The 22,022-nt window shown below is 38.6% G+C and carries 38 protein-coding genes; 7 read left to right on the plus strand and 31 right to left on the minus strand.

The genetic code is table 11. The annotated features are described in order from the left end of the window. Window positions 1-15 precede the first annotated feature (15 nt). The 9 genes from O3611_RS07825 to O3611_RS07865 form a co-directional block, all read right to left on the minus strand. Window positions 16-798 (minus strand): head maturation protease, ClpP-related, encoded by a 783-nt coding sequence (locus tag O3611_RS07825; protein ID WP_371608271.1) that lies wholly within the window; start codon window positions 796-798, stop codon window positions 16-18. Then, on the minus strand, window positions 779-1,930 hold the full coding sequence (locus O3611_RS07830; RefSeq protein ID WP_371608272.1) for a phage portal protein: 1,152 nt from the start codon (window positions 1,928-1,930) through the stop codon (window positions 779-781). The genes O3611_RS07825 and O3611_RS07830 overlap by 20 nt, the downstream gene beginning before the upstream one ends. A gap of 58 nt (window positions 1,931-1,988) precedes the next feature. Then, on the minus strand, window positions 1,989-3,629 hold the full coding sequence (locus tag O3611_RS07835) for a terminase TerL endonuclease subunit (protein ID WP_371608273.1): 1,641 nt from the start codon (window positions 3,627-3,629) through the stop codon (window positions 1,989-1,991). Then, complete coding sequence (locus O3611_RS07840) at window positions 3,626-3,964, minus strand: hypothetical protein (protein WP_315639937.1); 339 nt, start codon at window positions 3,962-3,964, stop codon at window positions 3,626-3,628. The genes O3611_RS07835 and O3611_RS07840 overlap by 4 nt, the downstream gene beginning before the upstream one ends. A 118-nt stretch (window positions 3,965-4,082) precedes the next feature. Further along, on the minus strand, window positions 4,083-4,379 hold the full coding sequence (locus O3611_RS07845; protein WP_261049445.1) for an HNH endonuclease: 297 nt from the start codon (window positions 4,377-4,379) through the stop codon (window positions 4,083-4,085). Further along, entirely contained in the window at window positions 4,376-4,582 is a 207-nt protein-coding gene (locus O3611_RS07850) for a hypothetical protein (RefSeq protein WP_371608274.1), read from the minus strand. The genes O3611_RS07845 and O3611_RS07850 overlap by 4 nt, the downstream gene beginning before the upstream one ends. A gap of 165 nt (window positions 4,583-4,747) precedes the next feature. Continuing rightward, window positions 4,748-5,314 (minus strand): tyrosine-type recombinase/integrase, encoded by a 567-nt coding sequence (locus O3611_RS07855; protein WP_000261915.1) that lies wholly within the window; start codon window positions 5,312-5,314, stop codon window positions 4,748-4,750. Window positions 5,315-5,403: 89 nt separating this feature from the next. Further along, the gene (locus tag O3611_RS07860) at window positions 5,404-5,829 is read right to left on the minus strand and encodes a DUF1492 domain-containing protein (RefSeq protein WP_371608275.1); all 426 of its coding nucleotides are present in this window, start codon (window positions 5,827-5,829) and stop codon (window positions 5,404-5,406) included. A 44-nt stretch (window positions 5,830-5,873) separates the two neighbouring features. Continuing rightward, window positions 5,874-6,737, minus strand: coding sequence for an SPFH domain-containing protein (locus O3611_RS07865; protein ID WP_371608276.1), 864 nt, complete (start codon window positions 6,735-6,737; stop codon window positions 5,874-5,876). Between O3611_RS07865 and O3611_RS07870 the strand changes: the two genes are divergently transcribed. Continuing rightward, window positions 6,717-6,785 (plus strand): hypothetical protein, encoded by a 69-nt coding sequence (locus O3611_RS07870; RefSeq protein WP_371608320.1) that lies wholly within the window; start codon window positions 6,717-6,719, stop codon window positions 6,783-6,785. The two genes, O3611_RS07865 and O3611_RS07870, sit on opposite strands and share 21 nt — an antisense overlap. Here O3611_RS07870 and O3611_RS07875 read toward each other — a convergent pair. The 20 genes from O3611_RS07875 to O3611_RS07970 all read right to left on the minus strand — a co-directional run bounded on the left by O3611_RS07875 (window position 6,754) and on the right by O3611_RS07970 (window position 15,889). Further along, window positions 6,754-6,918 carry a hypothetical protein gene (locus tag O3611_RS07875; protein WP_371608277.1) on the minus strand — a complete coding sequence of 55 codons (165 nt, stop codon included), beginning with the start codon at window positions 6,916-6,918 and terminating at the stop codon, window positions 6,754-6,756. The two genes, O3611_RS07870 and O3611_RS07875, sit on opposite strands and share 32 nt — an antisense overlap. Then, window positions 6,908-7,144, minus strand: a complete 237-nt coding sequence (locus O3611_RS07880) for a DUF3310 domain-containing protein (RefSeq protein WP_371608278.1) — start codon at window positions 7,142-7,144, stop codon at window positions 6,908-6,910. The genes O3611_RS07875 and O3611_RS07880 overlap by 11 nt, the downstream gene beginning before the upstream one ends. After that, window positions 7,125-7,502, minus strand: a complete 378-nt coding sequence (locus tag O3611_RS07885; protein ID WP_371608279.1) for a YopX family protein — start codon at window positions 7,500-7,502, stop codon at window positions 7,125-7,127. Before O3611_RS07885 ends, O3611_RS07880 begins: the two co-directional genes overlap by 20 nt. A gap of 20 nt (window positions 7,503-7,522) precedes the next feature. Beyond that, window positions 7,523-8,014 (minus strand): MazG-like family protein, encoded by a 492-nt coding sequence (locus O3611_RS07890; protein ID WP_371608280.1) that lies wholly within the window; start codon window positions 8,012-8,014, stop codon window positions 7,523-7,525. Continuing rightward, window positions 8,011-8,271 (minus strand): DUF1372 family protein, encoded by a 261-nt coding sequence (locus tag O3611_RS07895; protein WP_371608281.1) that lies wholly within the window; start codon window positions 8,269-8,271, stop codon window positions 8,011-8,013. The genes O3611_RS07890 and O3611_RS07895 overlap by 4 nt, the downstream gene beginning before the upstream one ends. Before the next feature lie 12 nt (window positions 8,272-8,283). Further along, complete coding sequence (locus O3611_RS07900) at window positions 8,284-8,448, minus strand: hypothetical protein (protein WP_371608282.1); 165 nt, start codon at window positions 8,446-8,448, stop codon at window positions 8,284-8,286. 2 nt (window positions 8,449-8,450) lie between these two features. After that, on the minus strand, window positions 8,451-9,002 hold the full coding sequence (locus O3611_RS07905; RefSeq protein WP_371608283.1) for a DUF1642 domain-containing protein: 552 nt from the start codon (window positions 9,000-9,002) through the stop codon (window positions 8,451-8,453). After that, window positions 8,995-9,321 carry a hypothetical protein gene (locus tag O3611_RS07910; protein WP_371608284.1) on the minus strand — a complete coding sequence of 109 codons (327 nt, stop codon included), beginning with the start codon at window positions 9,319-9,321 and terminating at the stop codon, window positions 8,995-8,997. Before O3611_RS07910 ends, O3611_RS07905 begins: the two co-directional genes overlap by 8 nt. 19 nt (window positions 9,322-9,340) lie before the next feature. Beyond that, on the minus strand, window positions 9,341-10,696 hold the full coding sequence (locus O3611_RS07915; protein WP_371608285.1) for a PcfJ domain-containing protein: 1,356 nt from the start codon (window positions 10,694-10,696) through the stop codon (window positions 9,341-9,343). Continuing rightward, window positions 10,693-11,169 (minus strand): Cas9 inhibitor AcrIIA9 family protein, encoded by a 477-nt coding sequence (locus O3611_RS07920; RefSeq protein ID WP_371608286.1) that lies wholly within the window; start codon window positions 11,167-11,169, stop codon window positions 10,693-10,695. Before O3611_RS07920 ends, O3611_RS07915 begins: the two co-directional genes overlap by 4 nt. A gap of 103 nt (window positions 11,170-11,272) precedes the next feature. After that, window positions 11,273-11,503 carry a hypothetical protein gene (locus O3611_RS07925; protein WP_371608287.1) on the minus strand — a complete coding sequence of 77 codons (231 nt, stop codon included), beginning with the start codon at window positions 11,501-11,503 and terminating at the stop codon, window positions 11,273-11,275. A 14-nt stretch (window positions 11,504-11,517) separates the two neighbouring features. Then, entirely contained in the window at window positions 11,518-12,288 is a 771-nt protein-coding gene (locus tag O3611_RS07930) for an ATP-binding protein (RefSeq protein ID WP_371608288.1), read from the minus strand. Further along, complete coding sequence (locus O3611_RS07935; RefSeq protein ID WP_371608289.1) at window positions 12,282-12,440, minus strand: hypothetical protein; 159 nt, start codon at window positions 12,438-12,440, stop codon at window positions 12,282-12,284. Before O3611_RS07935 ends, O3611_RS07930 begins: the two co-directional genes overlap by 7 nt. Continuing rightward, entirely contained in the window at window positions 12,428-13,225 is a 798-nt protein-coding gene (locus O3611_RS07940; RefSeq protein WP_371608290.1) for a phage replisome organizer N-terminal domain-containing protein, read from the minus strand. The genes O3611_RS07935 and O3611_RS07940 overlap by 13 nt, the downstream gene beginning before the upstream one ends. Window positions 13,226-13,255: 30 nt before the next feature. Beyond that, window positions 13,256-13,684, minus strand: coding sequence for a hypothetical protein (locus O3611_RS07945; RefSeq protein WP_371608291.1), 429 nt, complete (start codon window positions 13,682-13,684; stop codon window positions 13,256-13,258). A 9-nt stretch (window positions 13,685-13,693) separates the two neighbouring features. Next, window positions 13,694-13,984: a hypothetical protein gene (locus tag O3611_RS07950; RefSeq protein ID WP_000398535.1), complete on the minus strand. Its 291-nt coding sequence runs from the start codon at window positions 13,982-13,984 to the stop codon at window positions 13,694-13,696. Window positions 13,985-14,082: 98 nt separating this feature from the next. Beyond that, entirely contained in the window at window positions 14,083-14,790 is a 708-nt protein-coding gene (locus O3611_RS07955; RefSeq protein ID WP_371608292.1) for an ORF6C domain-containing protein, read from the minus strand. Between the two features lie 18 nt (window positions 14,791-14,808). Beyond that, window positions 14,809-15,039 carry a hypothetical protein gene (locus tag O3611_RS07960; RefSeq protein WP_371608293.1) on the minus strand — a complete coding sequence of 77 codons (231 nt, stop codon included), beginning with the start codon at window positions 15,037-15,039 and terminating at the stop codon, window positions 14,809-14,811. A 254-nt stretch (window positions 15,040-15,293) separates the two neighbouring features. Further along, complete coding sequence (locus O3611_RS07965; RefSeq protein WP_371608294.1) at window positions 15,294-15,557, minus strand: hypothetical protein; 264 nt, start codon at window positions 15,555-15,557, stop codon at window positions 15,294-15,296. Between the two features lie 95 nt (window positions 15,558-15,652). After that, on the minus strand, window positions 15,653-15,889 hold the full coding sequence (locus tag O3611_RS07970; protein WP_049549205.1) for a hypothetical protein: 237 nt from the start codon (window positions 15,887-15,889) through the stop codon (window positions 15,653-15,655). Window positions 15,890-15,961: 72 nt separating this feature from the next. Between O3611_RS07970 and O3611_RS07975 the strand changes: the two genes are divergently transcribed. Both O3611_RS07975 and O3611_RS07980 read left to right on the plus strand, forming a co-directional pair. Continuing rightward, window positions 15,962-16,174, plus strand: a complete 213-nt coding sequence (locus tag O3611_RS07975) for a hypothetical protein (RefSeq protein WP_268699020.1) — start codon at window positions 15,962-15,964, stop codon at window positions 16,172-16,174. A gap of 199 nt (window positions 16,175-16,373) precedes the next feature. Beyond that, entirely contained in the window at window positions 16,374-17,081 is a 708-nt protein-coding gene (locus O3611_RS07980; protein WP_268699021.1) for a DUF4145 domain-containing protein, read from the plus strand. Here the strand turns inward: O3611_RS07980 and O3611_RS07985 are convergent. After that, the gene (locus O3611_RS07985) at window positions 17,078-17,209 is read right to left on the minus strand and encodes a hypothetical protein (protein WP_000446473.1); all 132 of its coding nucleotides are present in this window, start codon (window positions 17,207-17,209) and stop codon (window positions 17,078-17,080) included. The two genes, O3611_RS07980 and O3611_RS07985, sit on opposite strands and share 4 nt — an antisense overlap. 73 nt (window positions 17,210-17,282) lie before the next feature. Further along, on the minus strand, window positions 17,283-17,558 hold the full coding sequence (locus tag O3611_RS07990; protein WP_371608295.1) for a hypothetical protein: 276 nt from the start codon (window positions 17,556-17,558) through the stop codon (window positions 17,283-17,285). A gap of 160 nt (window positions 17,559-17,718) precedes the next feature. On the opposite strand from O3611_RS07990, the gene O3611_RS07995 reads away from it, so the two are divergent. The 4 genes from O3611_RS07995 (at window position 17,719) to O3611_RS08010 (ending at window position 22,018) form a co-directional block, all read left to right on the plus strand. Further along, window positions 17,719-18,447: an XRE family transcriptional regulator gene (locus O3611_RS07995; RefSeq protein ID WP_371608296.1), complete on the plus strand. Its 729-nt coding sequence runs from the start codon at window positions 17,719-17,721 to the stop codon at window positions 18,445-18,447. A 362-nt stretch (window positions 18,448-18,809) separates the two neighbouring features. Next, window positions 18,810-19,733 carry an exonuclease domain-containing protein gene (locus O3611_RS08000; RefSeq protein WP_371608297.1) on the plus strand — a complete coding sequence of 308 codons (924 nt, stop codon included), beginning with the start codon at window positions 18,810-18,812 and terminating at the stop codon, window positions 19,731-19,733. Between the two features lie 175 nt (window positions 19,734-19,908). Continuing rightward, a complete protein-coding gene (locus tag O3611_RS08005; protein WP_371608298.1) occupies window positions 19,909-21,054 on the plus strand; it encodes a tyrosine-type recombinase/integrase in 1,146 nt (381 codons plus the stop codon). Window positions 21,055-21,160: 106 nt separating this feature from the next. Beyond that, complete coding sequence (locus O3611_RS08010) at window positions 21,161-22,018, plus strand: DUF975 family protein (RefSeq protein WP_371608299.1); 858 nt, start codon at window positions 21,161-21,163, stop codon at window positions 22,016-22,018. The last annotated feature ends 4 nt before the right edge of the window (window positions 22,019-22,022 follow it).

The raw sequence follows: 22,022 nt of genomic DNA on the forward strand, positions 1-22,022 counted from the left end.
CTGTTTTTTCCTTTCTTAAAACATAAAAAGACCGAACCCTTTAGGAACAGCCTTGTCTGTGTTATTTTCTGGACTTTCTGGAAAATTGAATTTCTTCTGTAGAAATTCGCTATTTTCAAAAGCCTCTTTGTCGATTTGTATATCTTGTAGTTTAGCTTCTAGCTTTTCAGCTACCAGTTCTGCGAGTTTATCAATGTCTGGAGTCATTGCTGACTTCATCTTATCAATAAAATCACTTGGGATCATAGGAGTTTCACTCGCTACCAGAGTCGGAGCAACTTCATTTGTAAACATGATCTTGTCTACAAATCCATGATTCAAAGCTGATTCAGCATCAAACCAAGTAGTCTTATTCATCAATCCAAGCAAGTCATCAAGAGCCTTACCAGTCTTATGAACATAGGCACTAGCAATAGATTTGTTAAACCCTTCTAGTACCCCAGCTTCATGAAGCAGGGTGTTATGGTCTCCATTTACTTGCGTTGAAACATTGTGGATCATGATTTGGGCGGTCGGACTGATTTCAACCGTATCTCCTGCCATTGCAATCACGCTTGCTGCGCTTGCTGCAATACCGACAATCTTCACGGTCACGTAGCCAGGATACGAGCGTAGAGCAGTATAGATTTCACTACCAGCATAAACATCTCCACCACCCGAATTGATATGAACCTCAATCGGTTCGCCACTTTCAGGAAGTACGACATCTTTCGGAGCTGTTGCATCCCACTCAAGCCAATCGTAAAGCCATCTGTCATTGTTTGATACAATCGTACCCTTAATCGGAATTACCTTCATCTTCTTTCTCACCTCCTTTCTCTAATTGTTCACCAAGTTGATAGTTTTTGGTGATGAGGAATTTATCGCCACCAGGGACAGATTCTAAGCCAAGTTCAGAGCGCACCTCGTTTCGAGTCATCGCTCCAGAAGAAATAAGCTTATCAATGTTTTCAGCAAGTGCAAACTTATCTCTCTGACCTTCGCCAATGATTACAAATAGATTATTGCGCTCGTATTTCCGTCTTGATACTAAAGCGAAATTAAGTCCATCACTCATTTTCTTAACGAGTGATTGGTAGCAATAACTATTAAACATTTTTTGGCTATTTTCAAGATTGGCCATATCGCCATGACTTAAAGCTGTTGGAATCCCTAAGACGTCCGCGACCTCATCATCAAATTGCCGACGAAGTTTCTTTAACTCATCAACAGAAATATTTGAAGTCCCTGTTGTATTCGTATGCTCGGAATATTCCATTCCATCTTGAGCTGGAACAATGGCAATCGTCTTGGTGCTGAATGATTTAAAAAGACCATCAGCATATGATTGGAGTTTATCACGCATCTGCTGATCAAAACTCCCATTATTTTTGGTTTTCAGAGTTCCTCTGATTTGATTATTCCTAGCCAAGGCCTCGACCAAACGAGTGTGCAACTTCTCGTAATCAGCAAATAAGTCAGAAATATAATCTTGCAGTCGGTTATTGTTGTACTGTAAGAAAATGACTTCACTCATCCGAAAACGCTTCTCAAAGGTATATCCTCTACAAGTTACAAACTCAAACACATCATCATAAACAGCATATTTAGTCCGTGTGTAAGAGTCAGCAACAAGCAACTGGTCATCAGTTGTAAGAAAGATTAGGACCTCATTCTTAGTAATCAACCGATAGACGACCTTTTGCCAAAAGTCTGACGCAGATTCATTCTTGTTTGGTCTTACATTCAGCAAGTAGTCCCAATCAGAAGACTTAGCCTTACCATTTTCTTGATACTTAAATACTGACTTAGCAAAAATCCGAGCGATGAACTCAGCTGACTTATCAATCGCTAAGCTTTTAAGTTGCAGATTCCCAAACATCCGCTCAAGATCCTCGAACTCAAAACCAACCTCTGGCACTTCACGCTTAAATAAATTCAGTAACCCCAATGCACTTCCTCCTTTCTTTTAATTTCTGCCGACCACCCACCCAAAATTTATGCTTAAATTAAAAATCCCAGCTATCGAGCATGTCAAGGAACTCCCCAACATTCGACTCTTGAACCAGCTCCCGCTTGTAGAGAGCAGCTATCAAAGCATGGAACCCATCCGTCTTTCTTCTAACAGGTTCTTTCTTCAAGAAACGCTTATTGCCATCTTTGTCCTCTTTGACGTAGGTATTATCTGTATACCAAATCATAGAGTTGTCCCCCTCAAAGACAAAACGCTCATTTGCAAATCCATCTTCGATGATTGGCGCAACCTTGGATTGAATCGCCCCAGGATTTCTCAAGAACTCATATTCAAACCCAGCCTCTTCTAGCAATGGCTTCAACAAGTCCATTCTGAAACCATCAGCACATACAAGCTCAATCTGATAAATATTTCTCCATTCTTCCAGCTTAGCAATCAAAAGCCGAGGATCAATACTCGGACCATCAACGATTGTAAACAAGCCTTTTTCTGCCCATTCGTCAATAGGCGCTTTTAGCTTGAAAACTTTCAAAAATGATTTCCGTGCAAATGAATGTTGCTTCCAGATGAACTCATCGCCATTCTTAAAGAGCAAACCAACACTCGCAAAGTCTCGGATGCTCGCATAGTCAAACCCAGCAACACATGACCGACCTTTCAAGTTGATACCAGGAGAACGCAAACAAGCAACTAGCTTTTCTCGAGAGGTGACATCTTTCTCAAGGTCCGCTTCAGGAAGATTCATCCGCTTAGTCATAAACTCCTGACGGCCAGACGGCTCCAGCTCAAGGTCATCATAGTCAGCCTTAGTTCTTGCAAGCAACCTTTTAGCGTAAGGCGTGCTTTCATCCAACATCGGATTTGCTTTTGACCAGTTCTTCATGTCGTCCACCTCATCCGCACTGTCTAGCTTGCAGATGAAAGGGAATAGCCTGAAATCATCAACCTCTCCATTCAAGATTTGCATAGATTTCTCTATCAGCTTGTCATAGAACCCCTCACGCACATATCCATTCGTCCCGTTGTAGAAAGTCCGAGCATGAGCAATCTTACCAAGACCAGACCGTTGAACCTTCACGGCCTTATCATCTTCAAACTGGTGAATCTCATCAAATTCAAGACAACCATCACGAGCCGAGTCCATCGTTTTCGGATTATTCGTCCGAAAAGAAAAGACCGAGTTGTTCGCTCGACCTGTAATAGACATTTTAGTTAGATAGAAATGGTCCTCAAGACCTCGCCTTTGGATAGTCTCATAGACCTCCTCAAACGAAACCTTGCCCTGTTTCTCAGAGTTGGCAGTGATGGTCACGTCATAATCTCTGATAGGGTAGATAGGACTGATAAAGAACGAGGACCTGGCAGACATAAAACCATTCTTACCACCCCCACGAGCGAGTGTGTATAGATACTCGTCGAAGTGTGGCTCCCCGTCCTCTTTCCTAAAAAGAAAAATGAACGGGGTCAAGAAAAGCTGGTATTTCGCTAGAGGGAAAAAGTTCTTTTCCGCAAAACGAATGAACTTGTCAATTAAGTCATTATCAAAATATAAATCATCACGAGGATAGATTTTCTCCTTGATAATTTTAAACAGCAACTTTCTTTCCTTGTTGACGACAATTTCTCCACTCTCGGCCATTTTGATGTAGTCATCAACCAACGGATGAGAAATCATAACAGATCACTTCCAGACGTAGGTTTCTCAACAGGAGAATTTTCCACCTCAAAATCAAACGACCGCTCAATTTTCAAAAGCTCGCTGTTTATTTTGTTGATTTCCCCGACGAGAGGATGCGATTTTGTGAACATTTGCTGACCGTTGCGAACAATGTCAATTAGATCCTCTTCATTCAGGCGAGCTGTCATATTATAAAACAATCTGACAAGATAAAGATAACGATTCACTTTTTCGTACTGGATCGCATCCTTTTTTCTAGGACTAAAATAGCCGATTTTAGAAAGTAGCTGATTTTCTAATTCTTTTATATTTTTTTCTGAGTATTCTTCCATTACCCCCCACCCCCTTTAGTTTTTTGTTAAAAATTTGGACAGTCGAGTGCAGACCGCTTACCGACGTCTTTGAAAATTTCCGATTTTTTTGACCGGGGGGTATTTAAGGTTCGTTCACCTAACCCCACCATTCATCTTTTCGGAAATTTCTGTCATTCTTATCAAAACGATCATGCCTCTTATTATGACATGCTTTGCACAGTGTTCGTAGATTATCGATATCAAGCGCAAACTCTGGATAGAACTCTAGTTCCTTGATGTGGTCAACCTCTAGGTTCTTTCTAGTGACTTTGCCTTCGTCTTTGCACCAAACACATTCATTGTGATCACGTTCAAGTACTAACTTACGCAGCGCTCTCCATTCACTGGAATTGTAAAATTGGTTGCGTTCTTCTCGAGTTGAAACTTCAATCATTTGATTATTGATGTTGATACTTTGAGCTCGAATGTATTTAGCTTCTCAATACAATTGTTCAAGTGTTCGATTGCTTCACAACATTCTTGAATTAACTCTTTTAATTCTGAGCAATTTTCAATTTCGACTCCAACTACAATTTTTCCTAATGGTTTTTGTTTAGTGGTTCTTTTATTAAAAAGTCTTTTAATAATACCTTTCATAACTGTGCAATCTCCTTTGTTTTCACTCTCTCAATTCCTTGTTTTACATATTCTAATGAATTCGCTATATGAGTTTTAACTCAGACTTATCAAGCGTTTATCCTGCATACATAAAATGAAATCATCATAACCTCAAAACAATGAATTGATATTAAAATAAAAAAATTAAAAGCCCTGAAACTTTGTCATGGCTCGGTCTTGTGAATCTTGGTTTTTGCCAATATATCGTAGTGAAATGCTTTGGCTTGAATGGTTCAGTAGGTCCATTATCAGAGCGACATCCTTGGTTTGTTCGTACATGAATAAGCCAAAAGTCTTTCTCATCGAGTGAGTCGCTATATTTTCCAGACCAACCTCTTCAGCAGCTCTTTTAATAATCTTGTAAGCTGTGTTAGGTTTTATGTGCTGATGCTTTCCGTTTCGACTAGGAAAGAGGAAGTCTTCATCTTTCTTGTCTTTGATATACTGCCTCATGGCATTCTTGAATTTCTTTGGCATCTTTCGTTTGGTTGGCTTGTCTGTCTTTTCATCGACGATCTGGACGTGCCAACCTTTAACGTGCTTTACTTTTAGTTTGACGATATCACCAATACGAAATCCCAAATTAACACCAGAAAGGAAGAGCATGAGGTTACGTTGTCTATCTGACTCTTTGACTGCACTATGCAACGTCAGCCATTCAATCATAAGCTGAACATCATCTCTATTTCTGATTGGTTCAACAACTACCACATATCCTCACCTCCTTTTTTAATGCACAAAAAAAGCAGAGGTTTCCTCTCTGCTATTCTTCATGATACTAATTTACCACATTAAAATTATCATTTGCTATCATTCTTATCATACATTTTAGATAATTTTAGTAACGCTTTATGTTTTGCTCGCTGGATGGTTGCAGGGCTACAATTTAATTTGATTTGGACCTCTTTCCAAGAAAGGCCATCGATATACAGTAATCGCATCACGATGTTTTCCACTGGATCATCGAGTGACTCAATAGCTTGAACGAGTTCATCACGTTCGTGGTACATTTGTTTGATTTCTTCATACAGCTGATCTGACTTGTCAATGATCAACACATTCAATTCTTCAGTTTGATTCTTGTTGTTTTTTGACTTTGGCATGCTGTCGAACTGTTGCCCTCGTAAAATACCTGATTTCAAACTGATTATTTCCTGGTGCTTTGACTTCACTTTGATATCAATATAAGGCAGAGCCTTCAATCTTTTTTTGATGTCTATTGCCAAACCTTACCTCCGACCTATTTTAATTATTACCCGATTGATAATTTTTACTCATGATTTGTAATCACGCCACCGGCTCCATTAACAGTGACCCAACCATGCTTCTCTCTGGCTTCTGCTTCTTTCATACGGATAAGGTTGTCTGTGATTGAGTCCGACTTAGCTTTGTTAGCTTTGGCTTCACCTTCTGCTTTGATGATACCAGCATCCGCTTCGGCTTGAGCTTGAACTTTCTTGATGTCAGCTTCGACCTTAGCTTTCTCCTGTTCCTGTTTAGCTGTGTCGATTTCCTTCTGTTTGACAGATTCAGATTTGATTGCTGCTTCAATCTCATCTCCTGCATCTTGGTCAGTTATTGTGAATGAAACAAATTCAAGATCATAAGATTCAAATTTCTCTTTTAGCGCCTTGTCAATCTCTTCATAGACTTCTGTGCGCTTATTCCCAAGAATGTCGTAGATGTCATAATTCCCAGTAACCGACTCGATAGCTCTCTGTACTGCTGGCGCAATGACACTCTCATTAACATTCTCCAACTTCGTATAGTTTGAAAATATCGTCATAGCCTTTTCTTTATTAACGCGATATTTCACATCGATGTTAGTGTTCAACCATTGACCATCTTTGGTCTGAGTTGTGATTTTTTCCATCGTCTTCGTCTGAACTGAAGTCGAAAGAGTATAGACGGTATCAATGAAAGGAATTTTAAGATGATAGCCTGTTTGTAGGGTATTTTCTTGAACACCTCCAATTGCACTGACCTTTACTCCAACCGTATTAGCTGGGATGCGCTTCACAGCAAGTCCCCTAAAAATTCCTAACGAAGCAATAGCAACAACCGTGACGATACCACCTTTTGCAAGTTTCGTAAGTTTAGTTTCCCCTGTTTCGTGATCGTATTGTGTAAACATTGTTTTTACTCCTTTTTTAAATCATTTTTCCTTCAAATACTAATGTAATCGTCCCTGTCCCATTTCTATGCTTAGAAACCAGTGCACGACAATCTGAACCATATTCAACACCATCAATAGTGATGCTACGCTTTATCTTGTCAACATTGATGATAGATCCGTTTGATGTCTTAATTCTCATGTTCTATCTCCTCGATCAACCAATCCAGATTTTTGCGTGCTTTCTTCAAATCTTCAAGACCGTTCTTCTTTTGATGACGTAGTAAATACTTCAAGCTATTCCCTAAGTAGAAACCTTTCAGTTGTTCAGGTGTCATGAAATTTCTTAAAGCATCGATGGATTCCATACCGTACCGACCTTGGTAATGGCTTGGTTTGTTCACGTTGTCAATTTGTTCTGGGTTCATTGTTTTCCTCCAAAAGTTCTGGGTTTTCATAGATGTTGCCGATGATTTCTCTTGAATTAGCCACAGTACATAATCGTTCGAAATTATTGTATCTAATCAAACTATTCGTCCACATTCCTAAATCAGATCTGTACTCAACTACACCATTCAACAATCCATCTTTTGTACCAAGGATATCACCCTCGAAAATCTCTTTGTTATTTTTATCAAAGAGTCCTGTCGATTGCATGAGCTCGATTTCATCAAACTCAACTGACATTTCTGTATATCTTTCAGTATCTCCCTTCTGACATATATCTACGAACTTGCTGTCGAATGAAATATTAGTTACATCGCACATCCATTTCAACGACTTCATCCACACTCTGTACTTCGGTATCATCCCAAGTCCTCCTCTTTCACGAACGAACCATCAATCCAGCGACCTTTACGGTTTTTGATTTCGTTGTAAGCCAGTTCAAAACATTCATCAAAATCATATCCAAGTGCATTGCTGATTGATTTTAGATAACCAATTGAGCGTACTAGATTATGTCTGCACATTTCTTTACTTGCTAAATTCTGCGATAACTGAAATTCACTGATGTTCGCATTTAGCAAGTTAAAGCAGGCAAGCACATCCTTCTTTCTGATTTTGTCTGATTCTTTGAAGATATCATGCAAATCTTCTTTAATCAACAAGGCCAGCCCGACAACCACGACTGCACAATCACCGATGCTGTCTTTGGTTACTTTCTCATTCTTCTTGAGATACCCAGCGCATAGTTCTCCAAACTCTTCGCTTAGTTTAAGTGACTGCTTGTCTAACCGTCCACCGTTTTCTAAGTCACGGTCAATAAACCATTGCTTGACATTTTCTAGTGTGTTCATAATTTAACCACATCCCCTACTCTTACTTTCTCATACTGCTCTTTCGTAACTACGAAAATGCCATAATCCCTGATAGTCACTGTATACAACTTGCCATGTCGTCCTTTTTCAAGGACCTTTCCGAATATCTCAGCGCCTTGATTATCAGCCTTGTAGATAACCATCGGCTTCTTCTCTTCTAAATTCCGGATTTTATCCATCTGCCAGATGTTCAATCCAGCAGACAGCAGAATCCAGATTGCGATAAAACGTTTCATTCTGTCGCCTCCTTAAAGCGCCCATCTATTTTTGGGCTTATTTCTTTTAAAAATAGGATTCTTCTTTTCTTTTTTCTTCTGCTTGTGATATTCACTGTCTTTATTAAAGATAATATCTTCATCTTCAATCAGTTCAGGAATGAAGTGTTTAGATGGGTATCGTTCAGGTCGTTCCATCACTACACCTCCTTAATCTCAATCCCCTCACAATCAAATACCCAGCCGAACCCAGCTTCTTCGAGTTCTTTGCGGGTGAAGTTAGACCTTAATCTACTTTGTAAAAATCCCAAGAAATCCTCGTCTTTCACTCTCACAAGATACTGATCTACTGCTTTTATCTTCACAAGATACCGCTTTTCTTCCTCGACCTCGTAGCCATCAAGCCATGCTCGAGCAACTTTGTTGTAAGCATCCTGTTCATTCATCAACCACTCATTGTATTGTTTGTTGAAGTTTTTTTCTCTAAGCGCATCATATAACGTAGCGTTCTTTCCCTTGTAATACTCGATAATTTCCGCCACAAACTGCGGAACTTTGACTGGTTGCGGTTCGTCCTTGACATAAATCGCATCGTTTGGAGCAATAATTTGTTCGCCGTAATCGAGTTTAACAATATTCTCAACAAACCTGTCAGCAAGCACCTTTAAACCAACTATCTTCCCTTTTATTAAAATCTCTGTTCCGATAGGGAACAAAATCCGTGGGACATTAATCAATTCCTGCTTATTCATTTTGGTTTCCTCCATAAATCAAATAAACTGCAATAACTACCTGAGACATTCCTGGCGAATAGCCAACCCAATCATCAAACTCCTTAGATTTTGGCAACCACCTCTTAGTAGCTCCCAAATCATAGTCTTTAGGTTTTTCATCAGAAAAGATACATTCCATCGCTCCCATAAACGTCATGCCATCTTCTGTCATTTCCCAGAAATAGTCTGCTCTGTCTCTTACCGCTTGTGGTAAATCTTGCTTGGGAGGTTTAGGTTTCCCATCTTCTACCGACCAGCCGTATACTCCATTAACTTTTTTCTTTAAATCTTCCATCATCTTCCTACTCCTTTTTCCTTTATGATGACTTTGGTACTAATTTCGTTTGCTTCATCCATTCATTGGCTATGTCCCAGACTTCAGCTGGCACATCTTGGTTATACTTGCCACGAAATTGGGCTATCTTCCCCTGCCTTACTTCGAGTGTGTAAAGAGGTTTTTTAGGTTGATTTGACAGGCGGACAAACACTATTAAGGTATTACCTTTAAAATGCTTGTCTGTGTATGAGCTTACGCAGTGATGTAGCTTCTTGCCCTCATAGATCAGCTCAGCCACTTTTCTAGGGACATGGAATGCGTATCCATTGATTGTCTTATCCATTCCTTCTCTAAGTTTAAACTCAGCTTCAAGTTGCTTGCGTTTCTTCTTATCTTCCAGTTTTTGTTTTTCTTCGACGAATTGATTGTATAATCCAACCGTGTGATTATGCATGGACGTGAAATCCTTTGGCACAAGCATAGCATCACCTTCAGGCTCAATGCCCATTTCTCGTAGCATCTTGAGATAGTCAAGATATTCATTGAAGTCAATATGATTCTTGATAACCCAATTCTGAAACTTATTGATCCCGATACCTTTCGGTATATGCTTGATATCGTGGTAAGTCAGATAAGACTCAATGCCAGGTATCAGCTGGCCGTTCCGTTCTTTTAATCGACGGCTCAACTCAAATTCATTAAAACTACGATCTGAATTCTTGAAAAATTGTTTATTCTTCTGAAGCCATCTGCGGTTTAAGGTTCGCATATCTACATTTTTGGTGAATCCAGTATAACCTGGGTACATAATTTCATTGGCCAGTTTATAAGCATGAATTTTCTGAGCAAATTCAATTTCAAACTTATATTTGTAAAACCGTTCAATTTCCCAGTATCGGATATTCCTAAACTTCAAATACTTGAGTTCGGATACTTTTTGAAGTCTCTTTTCCCAATTGTTTGGATAAAAAATATTTCCTGTGTAAAAACCGCTACTAAATGAATTAGCGAATAGACACGGATAAAATTGTCCGTTGTAACCTTGGCCAATCTTTGTGTGTTTGTCATTTTCGAATCGCTCTAGATTAGTAAGTTGCCAATCGATAAACTGTTTCCCTTCAACCAACTTCGACCAAAATACATAAGATTGAATCTCGATACGTTTCGAAGTGCTGAGAATGATAGAGAAAAAATAAGCCTTGTCATAAAAAGTGAGCCGTGACGACTTTGTCAGTCGTTTCTCGATACAATGGCCAAGGTTTAAATCTGAAGCGATTATAGTCTTGTCCTTATTGGTCCATTTGTACGTTGTAATTTGCGAATAGCACCAGCTCCAGAAGTTTGCAGGTGGTTTCAATCGTCTATCGGCTTCTCGCTTGCATTGTTCATGTTTCATTCATCCAAGAAATCGAAAATGCTCATTTGCTTTTCGACTACTCCTTTCTCTTTTTTAATTTTAGGTTTCATGATGATATCATCATCTGGACCAGCGCCTTTCCTAATTTTGGCGACATCAACCTTTTCTTCAGGAGAAGCCTGAGATTTGTCTTCCTTTTTCTTCTTGACGGGCTCAACAGGCACCTGCTTGATGTTAGATACTTGTGAATTTGAGATAAAGTACTCTCTAACCCATCTGAAGACAGTAGCATCATCGATGCAAGCGACTCCGTTTTCAGCAAATTTACGAGCTTTTTCTTTAGCATGGCTTAAAGCACACTTCAGAGAGTATCGCTCTTTTAAGATTCCTTTAAATAATTCCTCATCCTCCTGATCGCATATCCAGTTATGAACACGGTCAAGGGCGGTATCATGTGGTTGATTTAATTCATCCAGCAACTTAGCCAGAGCTTTTTCTTTAATGTCATTCATATCATTTTCCAAAAAATGCGACTGCCTTTGTGAGTTTGGCTAAATACGGGCAGCCGCTCGTCCGAGGTCACATGACCTTTACTGACACATTTCTAGCTCGCTTTTAACGTGGTTCGCGGCACGTTGATTTTGTCGCTAAGTAGTAGCAATCTACCGCACCATAATCAAACCTCACATTGTCTTTTCCGATGTGTTTCTTGAATTTTGGTCTGGTAATACCTGAGAAAGACCATTGATGGTCTTTCATCCGTTCGATAAGTTCATCCACATTGTTAAAACTTCCAAGAAAAAACTTGCAGTGCCTGTTGTAGACGAAATATAGATTCAATAACAAGATGCACCACCTTTCTAAAAGTACTCTTTCCTTTTATTTTTCAAGTCATTAAATACCATCAGATGATTATTGTCTACACCCTTCATCAATCGACTCATAAACGGCCGACCATATCGTTTCTGAATTTCTTGTGCAGTCAAATTAGTCGTGATAACAGTATTGGCTCTTTTATTAAGAATGTTGTACAGAATACTGAAAGACCACTCACTGTCCTTCTCCATGCCGAGATCATCCAAGACCAAAAACTTTGCACTAGCAATTTTATTGACCAGGAACTCTTCTTGACTAAAGTCCGCCTTGATTTTCATCAGCAAGTCAGTGACATTGATAAAAATAGCAATTTCCTTTGTTGCATCGGATAACTTTTTCATCATCGCAAAGGCAAGATGGCTTTTACCCGTTCCAGCTTCTCCTTGAAAAACAACATTATTTCTAGCCCCCTCAGACCACTCTCGGCAAATCCTCTTTGCAAAAGCTAGCTTTTCCGCTTCTTTTTCAGTAGGTGTGTCGAAGTTGTCAAGAGTAGCATTTTTCAGCACATCATCATAGAGAGAGAATTTCTCAAGATAAAACCTCCGCTCTCGTTCATGTTCAGCATCAGCCAACTCATTGACCTTTATTTGATTCTCTGCATGGATCCGTTCCGATTCACATAAGCGACAAAGGACATCATTTGTCCGGAGGATTTTGATCAAGGGAATCCCATGCTTTTCGCAAATTTCAGCCTGTTGTTCAGTATTTCTATGGTAAGATAAGGCCATCTCCTCGAGTGCATCAGTTACCATGATACCTTACCCCCACAAGCTTTCCAGCTAGCCATATCTGACAAGCAAGCAGTAACGGTAGAAAGAGGTTGTTTTACAAGCAGTGACTTCTTTTCTTCGCTTATCGGATAAAATTCATCTTCAAATTGCTTGATAGCTTCTAAAATCCCCATTCGTCTTTTACCTCCTGTCCTGATTTTTTCTCCTTGTGTTGCTTTTCCGATTGTCGAACTTGTTCAACTGTCGTAACCTGGTTCAGCTGCCAATTTCTTAGAATGCCACCAATATATTTGATGTTAGGCTTACCTAAATTAATAGCTGTTTTCAATGCTTCTTTAACTAGCTCATCATCATTTTCCTTTAACAGATGATTGATTTCCTCAATCTCAAAACCTGATAGTAATCTACGAAACTCAGATTGGAATAATTCAAGGATATTTTCATTACTACTAGTAGTAGTTATATTCTTATCTTTATCTAATCTATTCTTAATCTTAGTCTTATCTCCTTCTTCTTCTAGTGCGTTACCGTCCGTTACTGTAACGTTACATGTAACGTTACCAAGAGCAAGACTTTTCTGTTTCTCACGGTGTCTTGCTACACGATTCCGTGTTTGTTCCTTGATTCTTTCCATGCCATCAATATTTTGATGTTTTTCCCAATTTGGCAAAGTAATTACACCGTCAATAATCTCAATCATCCCAAATTGTTCAAAGACTCCCAAGGCCATTCTTACACTATTTAGAGGTCTTTGGAAAATAGTAGCGAGCATTTCATCAGTGTAATGAACTTTATCCGACATCATCAAAAGCCCGTTGCGATTATGTTTGCCAGCGAGAGCTAGGATTTTAAACCATATAACCAAAATTGCATCATGATCTGGTAGTGCATCGATAAGACGTATTTTTTCATCATCAAAAATGTCCGTCGTAATCTTAATCCATTTGATTTCAGACATTGCTACCCTCCTTTTTATTTTTGGTGATTTTTATGCCCTAGCTCCCCATTTCCGATTATTTCTCCGAAAATCCAAAGTCATTTCCTGATAAAGCAAACGACCATTTTCTTCTAAGAGATTCGCATTTTGCTTTCTTAGAAAATCATTGTTACTTGCTTCTTCATGATAATCACGAGCCAGTCTGTCATAATCTTCGATGCATGCTCTAAAAACTTGTGGTACGTCCTCAATTGATGAAGCGAGTCCTACAGGCGGCTGAGTGTCATAGGTGAATCTCCTGTCGCTATTTTTCAAGTTTCTTCGGGCAACTTCTCCGAAATCTTCTTTTTTTTCAATGATGACTACTACATTTTGTTCATCCGATTTTTCATTTTTAGCAGTCAGTAGCATCAGGATAAAGATCCCGATAAAGATAGCCGCCAAGCCAAGCAATTGGCTTGTTAAAGTTGGTTCTGTCATTTTTTCTCCTTATGCTCTCAATTTCCGTACTTGTTTTTCTAACTCTAAAATCTCATAAACATCATTGACATCATACATAATATCTTTCCCCTGCTTACGAAATCTTAATCCTTTACGTTCTAACTTCTTAATATAGCCATGAGTAAAGCCGAACTTCTTCATCAAAGCCTGTTGATTGATTGGCATGCGATCATTCTCTAACTGCTCCTTGACCTGCTTTTCAGCAAAGGCCAATAATTGATTCGTGAACAATTCAGCACTTTCGCCGTCCAATCGTAATTGTAACGTTATTCCTTCCATTTTCTACATCCTCTCAACTATGCGGGCAAGCATTTTTGTGATATAATGGTTTTAATTATTTAAGTATGCGCCTGGTTCCCGTCAGGTGCTTTTTTGCTCTACAATGCATAAGCGTTCAATTCCATGATTTTCATCTTGGTATTGGTGCTTGGCTCCCACGTCATCCAGTAGGCCAAGGCTGCATCTGCAAACTTTTTCGGTAGCAAGTCATAACGACTGATATTGAAATGATCCTTGAAATCAATCTCAGCTTGTCTAAATACCGACTGAGCAAAAATCTTATCAGCATAAGCTGGACTATCGATACCACCTAGGCATGCCACAACCCTAGCCTTACGCTTCTTCAGGAGCGACTGAGCATAGCTCGGATGAATCGGTTGCTCACTCTTGAGGTAGTCGATATCTTCCAGCATAGTCGCCTGTTGCTCACGCAATTTCTTCTGACCAGTAAACAGAGCGATAAAGGCATCCTCGTCCAAGTCCTCACGGATAAATCCGCCCTGCTTGCGAATAGCTGGCAAGACCTCTGAAGTCACCCAGCGTTTAAATTCTTTCGCTTGTGGAAGCTTACTTGAAAGAATGAGAGAGTAGAGGCCGGATTCATTGATAATCAACATATCTTGTGTTCCACCACTAGTAGGGATGCCCTGTTTTAGGGCATCCTCTTCATCAACGTGAAGAGCGATCGCATTTCTAGCCTTACTATATCCTAGGATGTCCGCAACATCTTTCCCAACGAACCAAGGCTCGTCATCAATTGTCAAAGTACGGACTTCCTGCCCGTGAAAATTAAAAATTTCGTTCATATTCCCCTCCTTCAGCATCTAATTTTTGTGATTAGGTGTTTTTTGTTGCATAGCACGTTTTTTGATAGCTTTCCCCAAACAATCAGCTAGGTGAATCATGTGTGGAATATTCAATCCCTTGATGGAAGCAATGGCTCCTAAAGCTTCATAATAGGTTTCTGTATGTGCCAAAACATCGTCAACCATATTTTCAAAATGTTTCTCAATGATTTCTTTGATGACATCATTATTTTGTTTCTTTACGTCCATCTCAAACCTCCTACTCTAACACCTTACTGCCGACTACCAGTCGTTTAACGACAACGTCCATCTCCTTAAATTCGGCATTCTCTGCACAGTAGCGGACGCTCTCGCTGATGATGTGACAAATAGATACTCCGTATTCGTTCGCAAGCTCCGTAGCGATATCCCAGGCATCTTTGTCAATCCGTGTTACTTTTTGCGCTACGTTGTTCATAATATTCCTTTCTAAATTGGTATAATGTAAATAAAACTCGCCAGAGCTATTTAAGTAAAGTATTTTTAAACGACTGTTTGACAGATACTACATGAGGCGCTTCACGGTTATTTATATAATCAACCTGAATAAGTGTCTCTGGCACTTCATCTTTCTTTGTTTCCCAAATTATCTTGATACCTTGAAGACCAATATCTTCTGCTTGAAAATAAATCCCGTTCCAAATAACTCGTGGAATACTAGAGTCGCTATCTATCTTAATTTCTAAATTTTGAATTGGTAGTAAATTTTTTGATAGGCCGCTCATCATCCTTCTCTCCTTTCTTTCTTCTCAGCAATATATGTTACGGTCCTCAATATCTCGTTGAGGACTGTTCTTTATATCTCGATTCGAGATATTTTGTTTTAAAAAAATAATTCACTTTCTGTCTTGTGAAAATAATTGGATATAATCGATATTTCATAATCGTGGAATGGCGCTTTACCACTTTCTTTTTGTTCGTATTGTCTTCGGTCTTTCAAGCCGATTAAATCAGCCATAAAAACTGTTGTGAGTTCGTGTTTTTTTCGCTCTTTTCGCAGCTTAGTTTTAGGCTTTAATTCTTGTTTTCTCAATCTTTGTTTTTTTGTAAGTTTTTGCACGTTCCTACCTCCTTATTTTTCTATTTGTTCCTCGCAATTCTGCTATAATAAAGCTAGAAGGGAGGTTAAGTCATGAGTAAAGAATTTGATGCTTTTAAAAATTCTACTTACGCTACTTTAAATACTATGATTTCTGGTGATGTAAATATCGTTTTAGGAATTATAGAGACTTTGCTTCAAGCACAAGCAAAAGATCTTGAAAACACATTTACAAACCGAAAGATCGATGATTTGATGAAGCGTGTTGCTGAGTTAGAGTCACAAGTCGATGAATTCTCAAACTAGCATCATCTAATTTCTGCTCAGCTCGTTCTTGCTTTTTTTGAATTTTAGCATTAAAGACTGAGTAAGCATCTTCCCAAGCCTTGACTATTTCTGTAGTTGAGGCTTTTATTTTCCCGCTATATGGATACCGTCTTGGTCTCATTTCCTCACCCCCCTTTCAAATGTGGTATAATCAAAATAAAACGATTGGAGAAATAATATGTCATTTGACCTTTCTAAATTAAGCCTAGGCGGTGGCTTCGCAGGCAATTCAAAAGCCTTTCAATGCCCTGTATGTTCAGGTTTCTCTTCCCATTTATGGACTTATAATCCTATTGATATCAATGGAGATTACAACGAATCTATCAAATTTATTATAATTGCACAATGTCAGGCTTGTAATCAATTTTCTATTTGGATAACAAATGAAATCCGAATAAGTAGCTCCGGGCTCGTATTATACACAAGCGGTGCAACCTTGACATTAATTTTCCCAAATGTTGCCGAAGGAATACCTGAACCTAATAGTGATATGCCTGATGATGTGAAAGAAATCTATATTGAAGCTGGCGAAGTTCTAAATATATCACCCAGAGCTTCTGCAGCTCTATCTCGCCTAGCTATTGAAAAGCTTGTTGCTCATTTAAACGCACAAGGTAAAGATTTAAATACCCAAATTGGAAGTCTTGTCTCTAAAGGAATGCCAATAGAAATCCAACAAATGTTAGACAGTGTTAGAGTAATAGGGAATAACGCCGTACATCCAGGCCAAATAGATATAAAAGATAACAAAGAGTTAGCTTTATCATTGTTAAGTTTTATCAACTTGATTGTAGATAATCGAATCACCCAACCTAAAAAAATTCTAGACACATATAACCTATTACCGGAATCCTACCGAAATTCTATTGAAAGAAGAGACAATTAATCTTTCTCAAAGATTAATACATTTTCTTTGTCCCAGTACTGAGTTACAACTCTAACCGGGTCATCTTCTGTTCCTTTCCCTCGTTTAAATGTAATTTTTATCAATTCAACAATTTCAACACTTTCCACCTCTCTTCCTCCTTTCTCTTTTTTTGCTCTATGAGCAACAGCCTGCCAGGGAGTCGAACCCTGGTGCTACCGATCAGGCTACATTCATTTTGTCCATCATTCCTACGAATGATGCATCGAAGCGAATCTCATCAATTTCATCTTGAGTGAAACCAGCATCAAGAAGGTAACGCTCTTGGCGTTCGATATCTTCTGCCAACTCTGTCCAACCGAAAGCGAATTGACGGCAGTTGTTCCAGAATGATTCAAGTTGACCATAGAGGAAAAGTTCCTCGTATGTGTTTTGAAGTAAGGTTTCTGCAACCACTGCTTTGAAGATGTTGATTGCTTTCTCGTTTAATGTGTTCATGATATTTCCCCTCGGTTTGTTTTTTGTTATTTCCTTAAGCTCGATTTAATTATATCTCATTTTGAGATATATGTCAATAACTTTTTATCGCTTTTTGAGATTTTTTTATTTATTTTTTTATCACATTGGTATATAATAAAAAAGAAAGGAGTTAATTGATATGAATATACTAGGAAACTCAATTAAAGAGGTGAGAAAATCCAAAAAGTTAACTCAAAAAAAACTTGCCGAACTGACAGGTTTTAAACAAAATACAATTTCTAACCATGAGAACGGGAATAGACAATTAGATGAAGGAGATATAAGAATATATGCTCAGGCTTTGGGTGTATCGCCTCAATATTTGTTTGATTTATCGAAACCTTCATCGGTTGATAGCACTCCCCAAATCCAAACCATCTACGACGAACTAAAACCTCCAAGGCAAGCCAAAGTCTTGAACTACGCAGAGAGGCAACTGAAAGAGCAGAAAAACGAAGAAGAAACGAAGATAAACGAAGTATCGGAAGTCATTCAGCTCTATAGTTACGACTACTACGACCACCCAGCTTCTGCAGGTACAGGCCAGTATTTGAACGATGTACGAGTGGAACGGATAGAGTTGCCAGTAGATGTTGATGCCGACTTCGTCATTCCAATCAAAGGGGACTCCATGGAGCCTGACTATCACGACGGCGACCTTGTCTTTATCCAAACCAGCGTGGACTTAAATAACGGTGTTATCGGAGTGTTCAACTACAACGGTGATGCTTATATCAAGCAGCTTGTCATCGACAAAGAACAGGCATACCTACATAGCTTGAACCCTGCGTACAAGGATATGCCAATCACACCAGAGACCGACTTCCGAATTATCGGCGAAGTCGTAGATTTGTATAGAGAGGGATAATATGAGTAGTGAAAGCAGACCCATGGAAGTGATTAAACACAACCTAGATTGTCAATGTCATAGACGAAGAGAGTGGATTAGAGTCAATGATAAGTGGCATGCTATCGAGTTTTCGGTAGACGATCCCAATGAACCTCCTATGACCGAAGAAGAAAAAGCCAACGTAGCCTTAATTATTCAACAACACTTATCAAAAAAATCCGAATAACAAAAGACTCTATAAAGACGCGCTGAAGAGCCTTGACGTCCCTACAGAGTTTGATTACTTAAAATTCATGTCTTACTACAATCTGAAAACTATGACAAGTGAGATCATGGTTCAAGAGGAATACTTAGCATTGTTGGAATGAAAGGAAACTTATATGTCTTACGCATATGTTGCTTTAGATGTTGAAACTGCGAATGATTTTCGAGGGAGTGTTTGTTCTATCGGATTAGTAAAATTTAAAGATGGGAATATTGTTGATACTTTTTACACTTTAATCAATCCCGAAACAAGGTTTGACACCTTCAACATTTCTATTCACGGTATTAAACCTGAAGATGTTGCTGATGCTCCTACATTTCCGGAAGTACGGCAAAATATTGTTGATTTTATTGGTTCTGATATAGTTGTAGCCCACTTTGCACAGTTTGATATGGGTGCTCTTAAAGACGTATACCAAAAATATGAACTGGATTTTGATAATATAGAGTATATTTGTTCGTATCGATTGGCCAAGGTTGCTTTTCCTGGACAACTGAGTTACAAATTAAAAAGACTAGCTAAACATTTGAATATTGAGCTAGATCATCACAATGCTCTATCAGATGCACGAGCGAGTGGATTGATTTTAGAATATTTACTATCTGCTAATTCATTTTCCGACCTTGATACTTTTTTAAAAGAATATAGATACAATAAAACCGGCTTACTTGGCCAGTATGGATTTAAGAGAAAAAAAGACGCTAAGTACAAAGATAATCTCATCTATACTCCTACAGAAGAAGAAAAAGCAGCAATGAACCCAGACCATTACTTTTACGGTTTATACTTTTGCTTTACTGGAAAACTCGAGCGAATGACTAGAAAAGAAGCTAACAAAGCTGCTACGTTAGTTGGTGGTATCCCTGAAAAAGGTGTAACCAAACACACCAATATATTAGTTGTTGGAGAACAAGATTGGAGAGTTGTTGGCACAGATGGATTAAGCAGTAAAATGAAAAAAGCACAAACCTTGTTAGAAAAAGGTCAAGATATTGAAATCATGACAGAAAATGATTTTATAAGATTGCTTGAGGAGTAATTAACAAAAAATAAAAAAATCCCCACACTCGCCATCGCCAAACTTTGAGTGTGAGGATTCAACCTTCCATGTGACAAGCAATCGAAAGGATGATAAAAAAATACAACTATAGTTTATCATAAGTTCTACACCTTTTCAACTATGCGGGCAAGCAATCGAAAAGAAAGGACTTTTTATGATAAAAAAATACATTACAAAAAAAGGAGATACTAGATACCTCTTTCAAACATACCTGGGCATAGATCCAGCTACTGGAAAAGAAAAACGGACAACACGCCGTGGCTTTAAAACCATTAAAGAGGCAAAGGCTGCCGAACGTGATCTTCTCTTAGATGTTGAAGAGAATGGTTTTTCAAGTAATGCAGATTTCCAGAACCCTACTTTTGCCAAAGTCGCTGAGTTATGGCTTGAAAGCTACAAGAACACTGTAAAACCAACAACTTATCAGAACACTAAGAAGAAACTTAATGTTATGATTGACTCATATTTTACAGATATGAAAATTCAGCAAATCAGTGTAGCTTATTGTCAAAAGGTTGCTATAAAGTTAAGTAATCGTTATGTCCTCTATGCTAATTACTACTCTGTTATTAGCCGTATTTTCAAGTATGCCACTTCTCTTGATATTATTAAGTCAAATCCCTTAGACAAGATTATCAAGCCTAAAAATAAACCCTTAAAGGGCAAAGAAAACTACTATACAAAACAGGAACTAACCGAGTTCCTTAAAGTTTACAAAGCAAATTGTAAGCCAGTAGACTATACCTTTTTTCACTTACTCGCTTTTTCTGGATTGAGAACTGGAGAAGCAATCGGCCTCATGTGGTCAGATGTTGACTTTGAAAATAAACGGTTAAGTATTTCTCGCACGGCTGTCGTGATTGACAAAAAACAAACTGTTCAGGATCCTAAAACCAAAAGGAGTAAGAGGGTTATCACCTTAGATGATGAAACTCTGAATGTTTTGAAACTCTGGAAACGACAGCAAATAAAAGAATATTTCCAGGCTGGTGTGCCTTACAAACATGATTCGAATTATATTTTTACGAATGACATAGGGGGATGGCTTTTAGCCGCAACTATGAAAGTGAAGCTTAGCAGATTCTTTCGTAAACACAATAAGCTTAAAAAAATTTCTCCTCATGGATTTAGGCATACACATGCTTCTCTTCTGTTTGAAGCTGGTGTTACAGCCAAAATCATTTCGGATAGACTCGGTCACAATAATGTTCAAATCACCCTTGATATGTATACTCATATCAATGATAATCAACGTGTTGAAGTCGTTGACCAGTTCATGGATTTCATCCGCTCCAGCTAAAAGTAAAGTCGTATTCAATCTCGTATTCACTTTTGCTTAACACGCTAGAAGTCCACTGTTTTCAAAGGATTAGCAAGCTGTGTACTATTTATGGTATAATGAAAGAATGAAATACCCAAAAATTAATTTAAAAGAAGTTCGTCAACAAGCTAAACAGTTTCAAGCTGAACATCCACGTCTATTGCTTGTCTTTCTATTACCAAGCATTTTCCTGATTCTATCCAGCTTTATAAGTCCATTATCCCTACTTGATGAGGGGATTCTTGAGCAATCCTTCTTTACTTTTTTGATGAGCTTGATCCAGTCTTCACTCTTTCCTCTAGCAGTCGGATTTACAAGTTCTATTATCCTAGCTGGTGCTCTGTTTACAACCATTAATCTTTATAGAATTTCCGAGATAGAGCTTTCCTTTAAAGATAGCCTGTCCTTACTTGACAACCGCTTCTTCACCCAGACCTTTCTGACTCTCTTGCTCAAGCGTTTCTATCTCTTTTTGTGGAGCATCCCTAATATTTTTGGAGTCTACTTGCTCTTCTATAGCAGTGCCATGGCTCGTAAATTTGTAGAACTTCATCCCGAATTTCCAGCCGTAGACGTCACCAATTCAGATATCGAACATTTTCTGCTCACTTTTGCACTCTACTTCTTTGGTAGCGTCTTTCTGATGATTTTGGGAACCATTGCCTATCTGCCACAATACTACGCTTATTCCCAAGTAGAGCTGCTCCTATGTGATACCCTTGCAATTGGAATTGCCAAGCCAAGCCGCGTACTCAAAACCAGTCGCTTCCTTATGAAAGGCTATAAGTTCCAACGCTTCGTTCTTGATTTACAGCTACTTCCTTGGTATCTCCTTATCTGGATCAGCTTCGGAATTGCGAGCATCCCTACTTTCCCTTATATCTATAGTAGTCAATTCTTCTTTTATCAAAGATTACTCGAAATCAAGCGGAGAAAAGTTTAATGTG

Origin of the sequence: Streptococcus sp. 27098_8_91, from assembly GCF_041432385.1 — a bacterium.
Classification (GTDB): Bacteria; Bacillota; Bacilli; order Lactobacillales; family Streptococcaceae; genus Streptococcus.

Bases quoted from the DNA above. Each gene is read 5' to 3' on its own strand.
- O3611_RS08010 (WP_371608299.1), top strand. From the start codon at position 21,161: ATGAAATACCCAAAAATTAATTTAAAAGAAGTTCGTCAACAAGCTAAA.
- O3611_RS07945 (WP_371608291.1), bottom strand. From the start codon at position 13,684: ATGACAGAACCAACTTTAACAAGCCAATTGCTTGGCTTGGCGGCTATC.
- O3611_RS07875 (WP_371608277.1), bottom strand. From the start codon at position 6,918: ATGAGAATTAAGACATCAAACGGATCTATCATCAATGTTGACAAGATA.
- O3611_RS07890 (WP_371608280.1), bottom strand. From the start codon at position 8,014: ATGAACACACTAGAAAATGTCAAGCAATGGTTTATTGACCGTGACTTA.
- O3611_RS07950 (WP_000398535.1), bottom strand. From the start codon at position 13,984: ATGGAAGGAATAACGTTACAATTACGATTGGACGGCGAAAGTGCTGAA.
- O3611_RS07975 (WP_268699020.1), top strand. From the start codon at position 15,962: ATGAGTAAAGAATTTGATGCTTTTAAAAATTCTACTTACGCTACTTTA.
- O3611_RS07880 (WP_371608278.1), bottom strand. From the start codon at position 7,144: ATGAACCCAGAACAAATTGACAACGTGAACAAACCAAGCCATTACCAA.
- O3611_RS07995 (WP_371608296.1), top strand. From the start codon at position 17,719: ATGAATATACTAGGAAACTCAATTAAAGAGGTGAGAAAATCCAAAAAG.
- O3611_RS07835 (WP_371608273.1), bottom strand. From the start codon at position 3,629: ATGATTTCTCATCCGTTGGTTGATGACTACATCAAAATGGCCGAGAGT.
- O3611_RS07910 (WP_371608284.1), bottom strand. From the start codon at position 9,321: ATGATGGAAGATTTAAAGAAAAAAGTTAATGGAGTATACGGCTGGTCG.
- O3611_RS08000 (WP_371608297.1), top strand. From the start codon at position 18,810: ATGTCTTACGCATATGTTGCTTTAGATGTTGAAACTGCGAATGATTTT.
- O3611_RS07845 (WP_261049445.1), bottom strand. From the start codon at position 4,379: ATGATTGAAGTTTCAACTCGAGAAGAACGCAACCAATTTTACAATTCC.
- O3611_RS07955 (WP_371608292.1), bottom strand. From the start codon at position 14,790: ATGAACGAAATTTTTAATTTTCACGGGCAGGAAGTCCGTACTTTGACA.
- O3611_RS07895 (WP_371608281.1), bottom strand. From the start codon at position 8,271: ATGAAACGTTTTATCGCAATCTGGATTCTGCTGTCTGCTGGATTGAAC.
- O3611_RS07905 (WP_371608283.1), bottom strand. From the start codon at position 9,002: ATGAATAAGCAGGAATTGATTAATGTCCCACGGATTTTGTTCCCTATC.
- O3611_RS07915 (WP_371608285.1), bottom strand. From the start codon at position 10,696: ATGAAACATGAACAATGCAAGCGAGAAGCCGATAGACGATTGAAACCA.
- O3611_RS07885 (WP_371608279.1), bottom strand. From the start codon at position 7,502: ATGAAGTCGTTGAAATGGATGTGCGATGTAACTAATATTTCATTCGAC.
- O3611_RS07825 (WP_371608271.1), bottom strand. From the start codon at position 798: ATGAAGGTAATTCCGATTAAGGGTACGATTGTATCAAACAATGACAGA.
- O3611_RS07840 (WP_315639937.1), bottom strand. From the start codon at position 3,964: ATGGAAGAATACTCAGAAAAAAATATAAAAGAATTAGAAAATCAGCTA.
- O3611_RS07850 (WP_371608274.1), bottom strand. From the start codon at position 4,582: ATGAAAGGTATTATTAAAAGACTTTTTAATAAAAGAACCACTAAACAA.
- O3611_RS07865 (WP_371608276.1), bottom strand. From the start codon at position 6,737: ATGTTTACACAATACGATCACGAAACAGGGGAAACTAAACTTACGAAA.
- O3611_RS07930 (WP_371608288.1), bottom strand. From the start codon at position 12,288: ATGGTAACTGATGCACTCGAGGAGATGGCCTTATCTTACCATAGAAAT.
- O3611_RS07980 (WP_268699021.1), top strand. From the start codon at position 16,374: ATGTCATTTGACCTTTCTAAATTAAGCCTAGGCGGTGGCTTCGCAGGC.
- O3611_RS07965 (WP_371608294.1), bottom strand. From the start codon at position 15,557: ATGATGAGCGGCCTATCAAAAAATTTACTACCAATTCAAAATTTAGAA.
- O3611_RS07920 (WP_371608286.1), bottom strand. From the start codon at position 11,169: ATGAATGACATTAAAGAAAAAGCTCTGGCTAAGTTGCTGGATGAATTA.
- O3611_RS07940 (WP_371608290.1), bottom strand. From the start codon at position 13,225: ATGTCTGAAATCAAATGGATTAAGATTACGACGGACATTTTTGATGAT.
- O3611_RS07960 (WP_371608293.1), bottom strand. From the start codon at position 15,039: ATGGACGTAAAGAAACAAAATAATGATGTCATCAAAGAAATCATTGAG.
- O3611_RS07990 (WP_371608295.1), bottom strand. From the start codon at position 17,558: ATGAACACATTAAACGAGAAAGCAATCAACATCTTCAAAGCAGTGGTT.
- O3611_RS07935 (WP_371608289.1), bottom strand. From the start codon at position 12,440: ATGGGGATTTTAGAAGCTATCAAGCAATTTGAAGATGAATTTTATCCG.
- O3611_RS08005 (WP_371608298.1), top strand. From the start codon at position 19,909: ATGATAAAAAAATACATTACAAAAAAAGGAGATACTAGATACCTCTTT.
- O3611_RS07900 (WP_371608282.1), bottom strand. From the start codon at position 8,448: ATGGAACGACCTGAACGATACCCATCTAAACACTTCATTCCTGAACTG.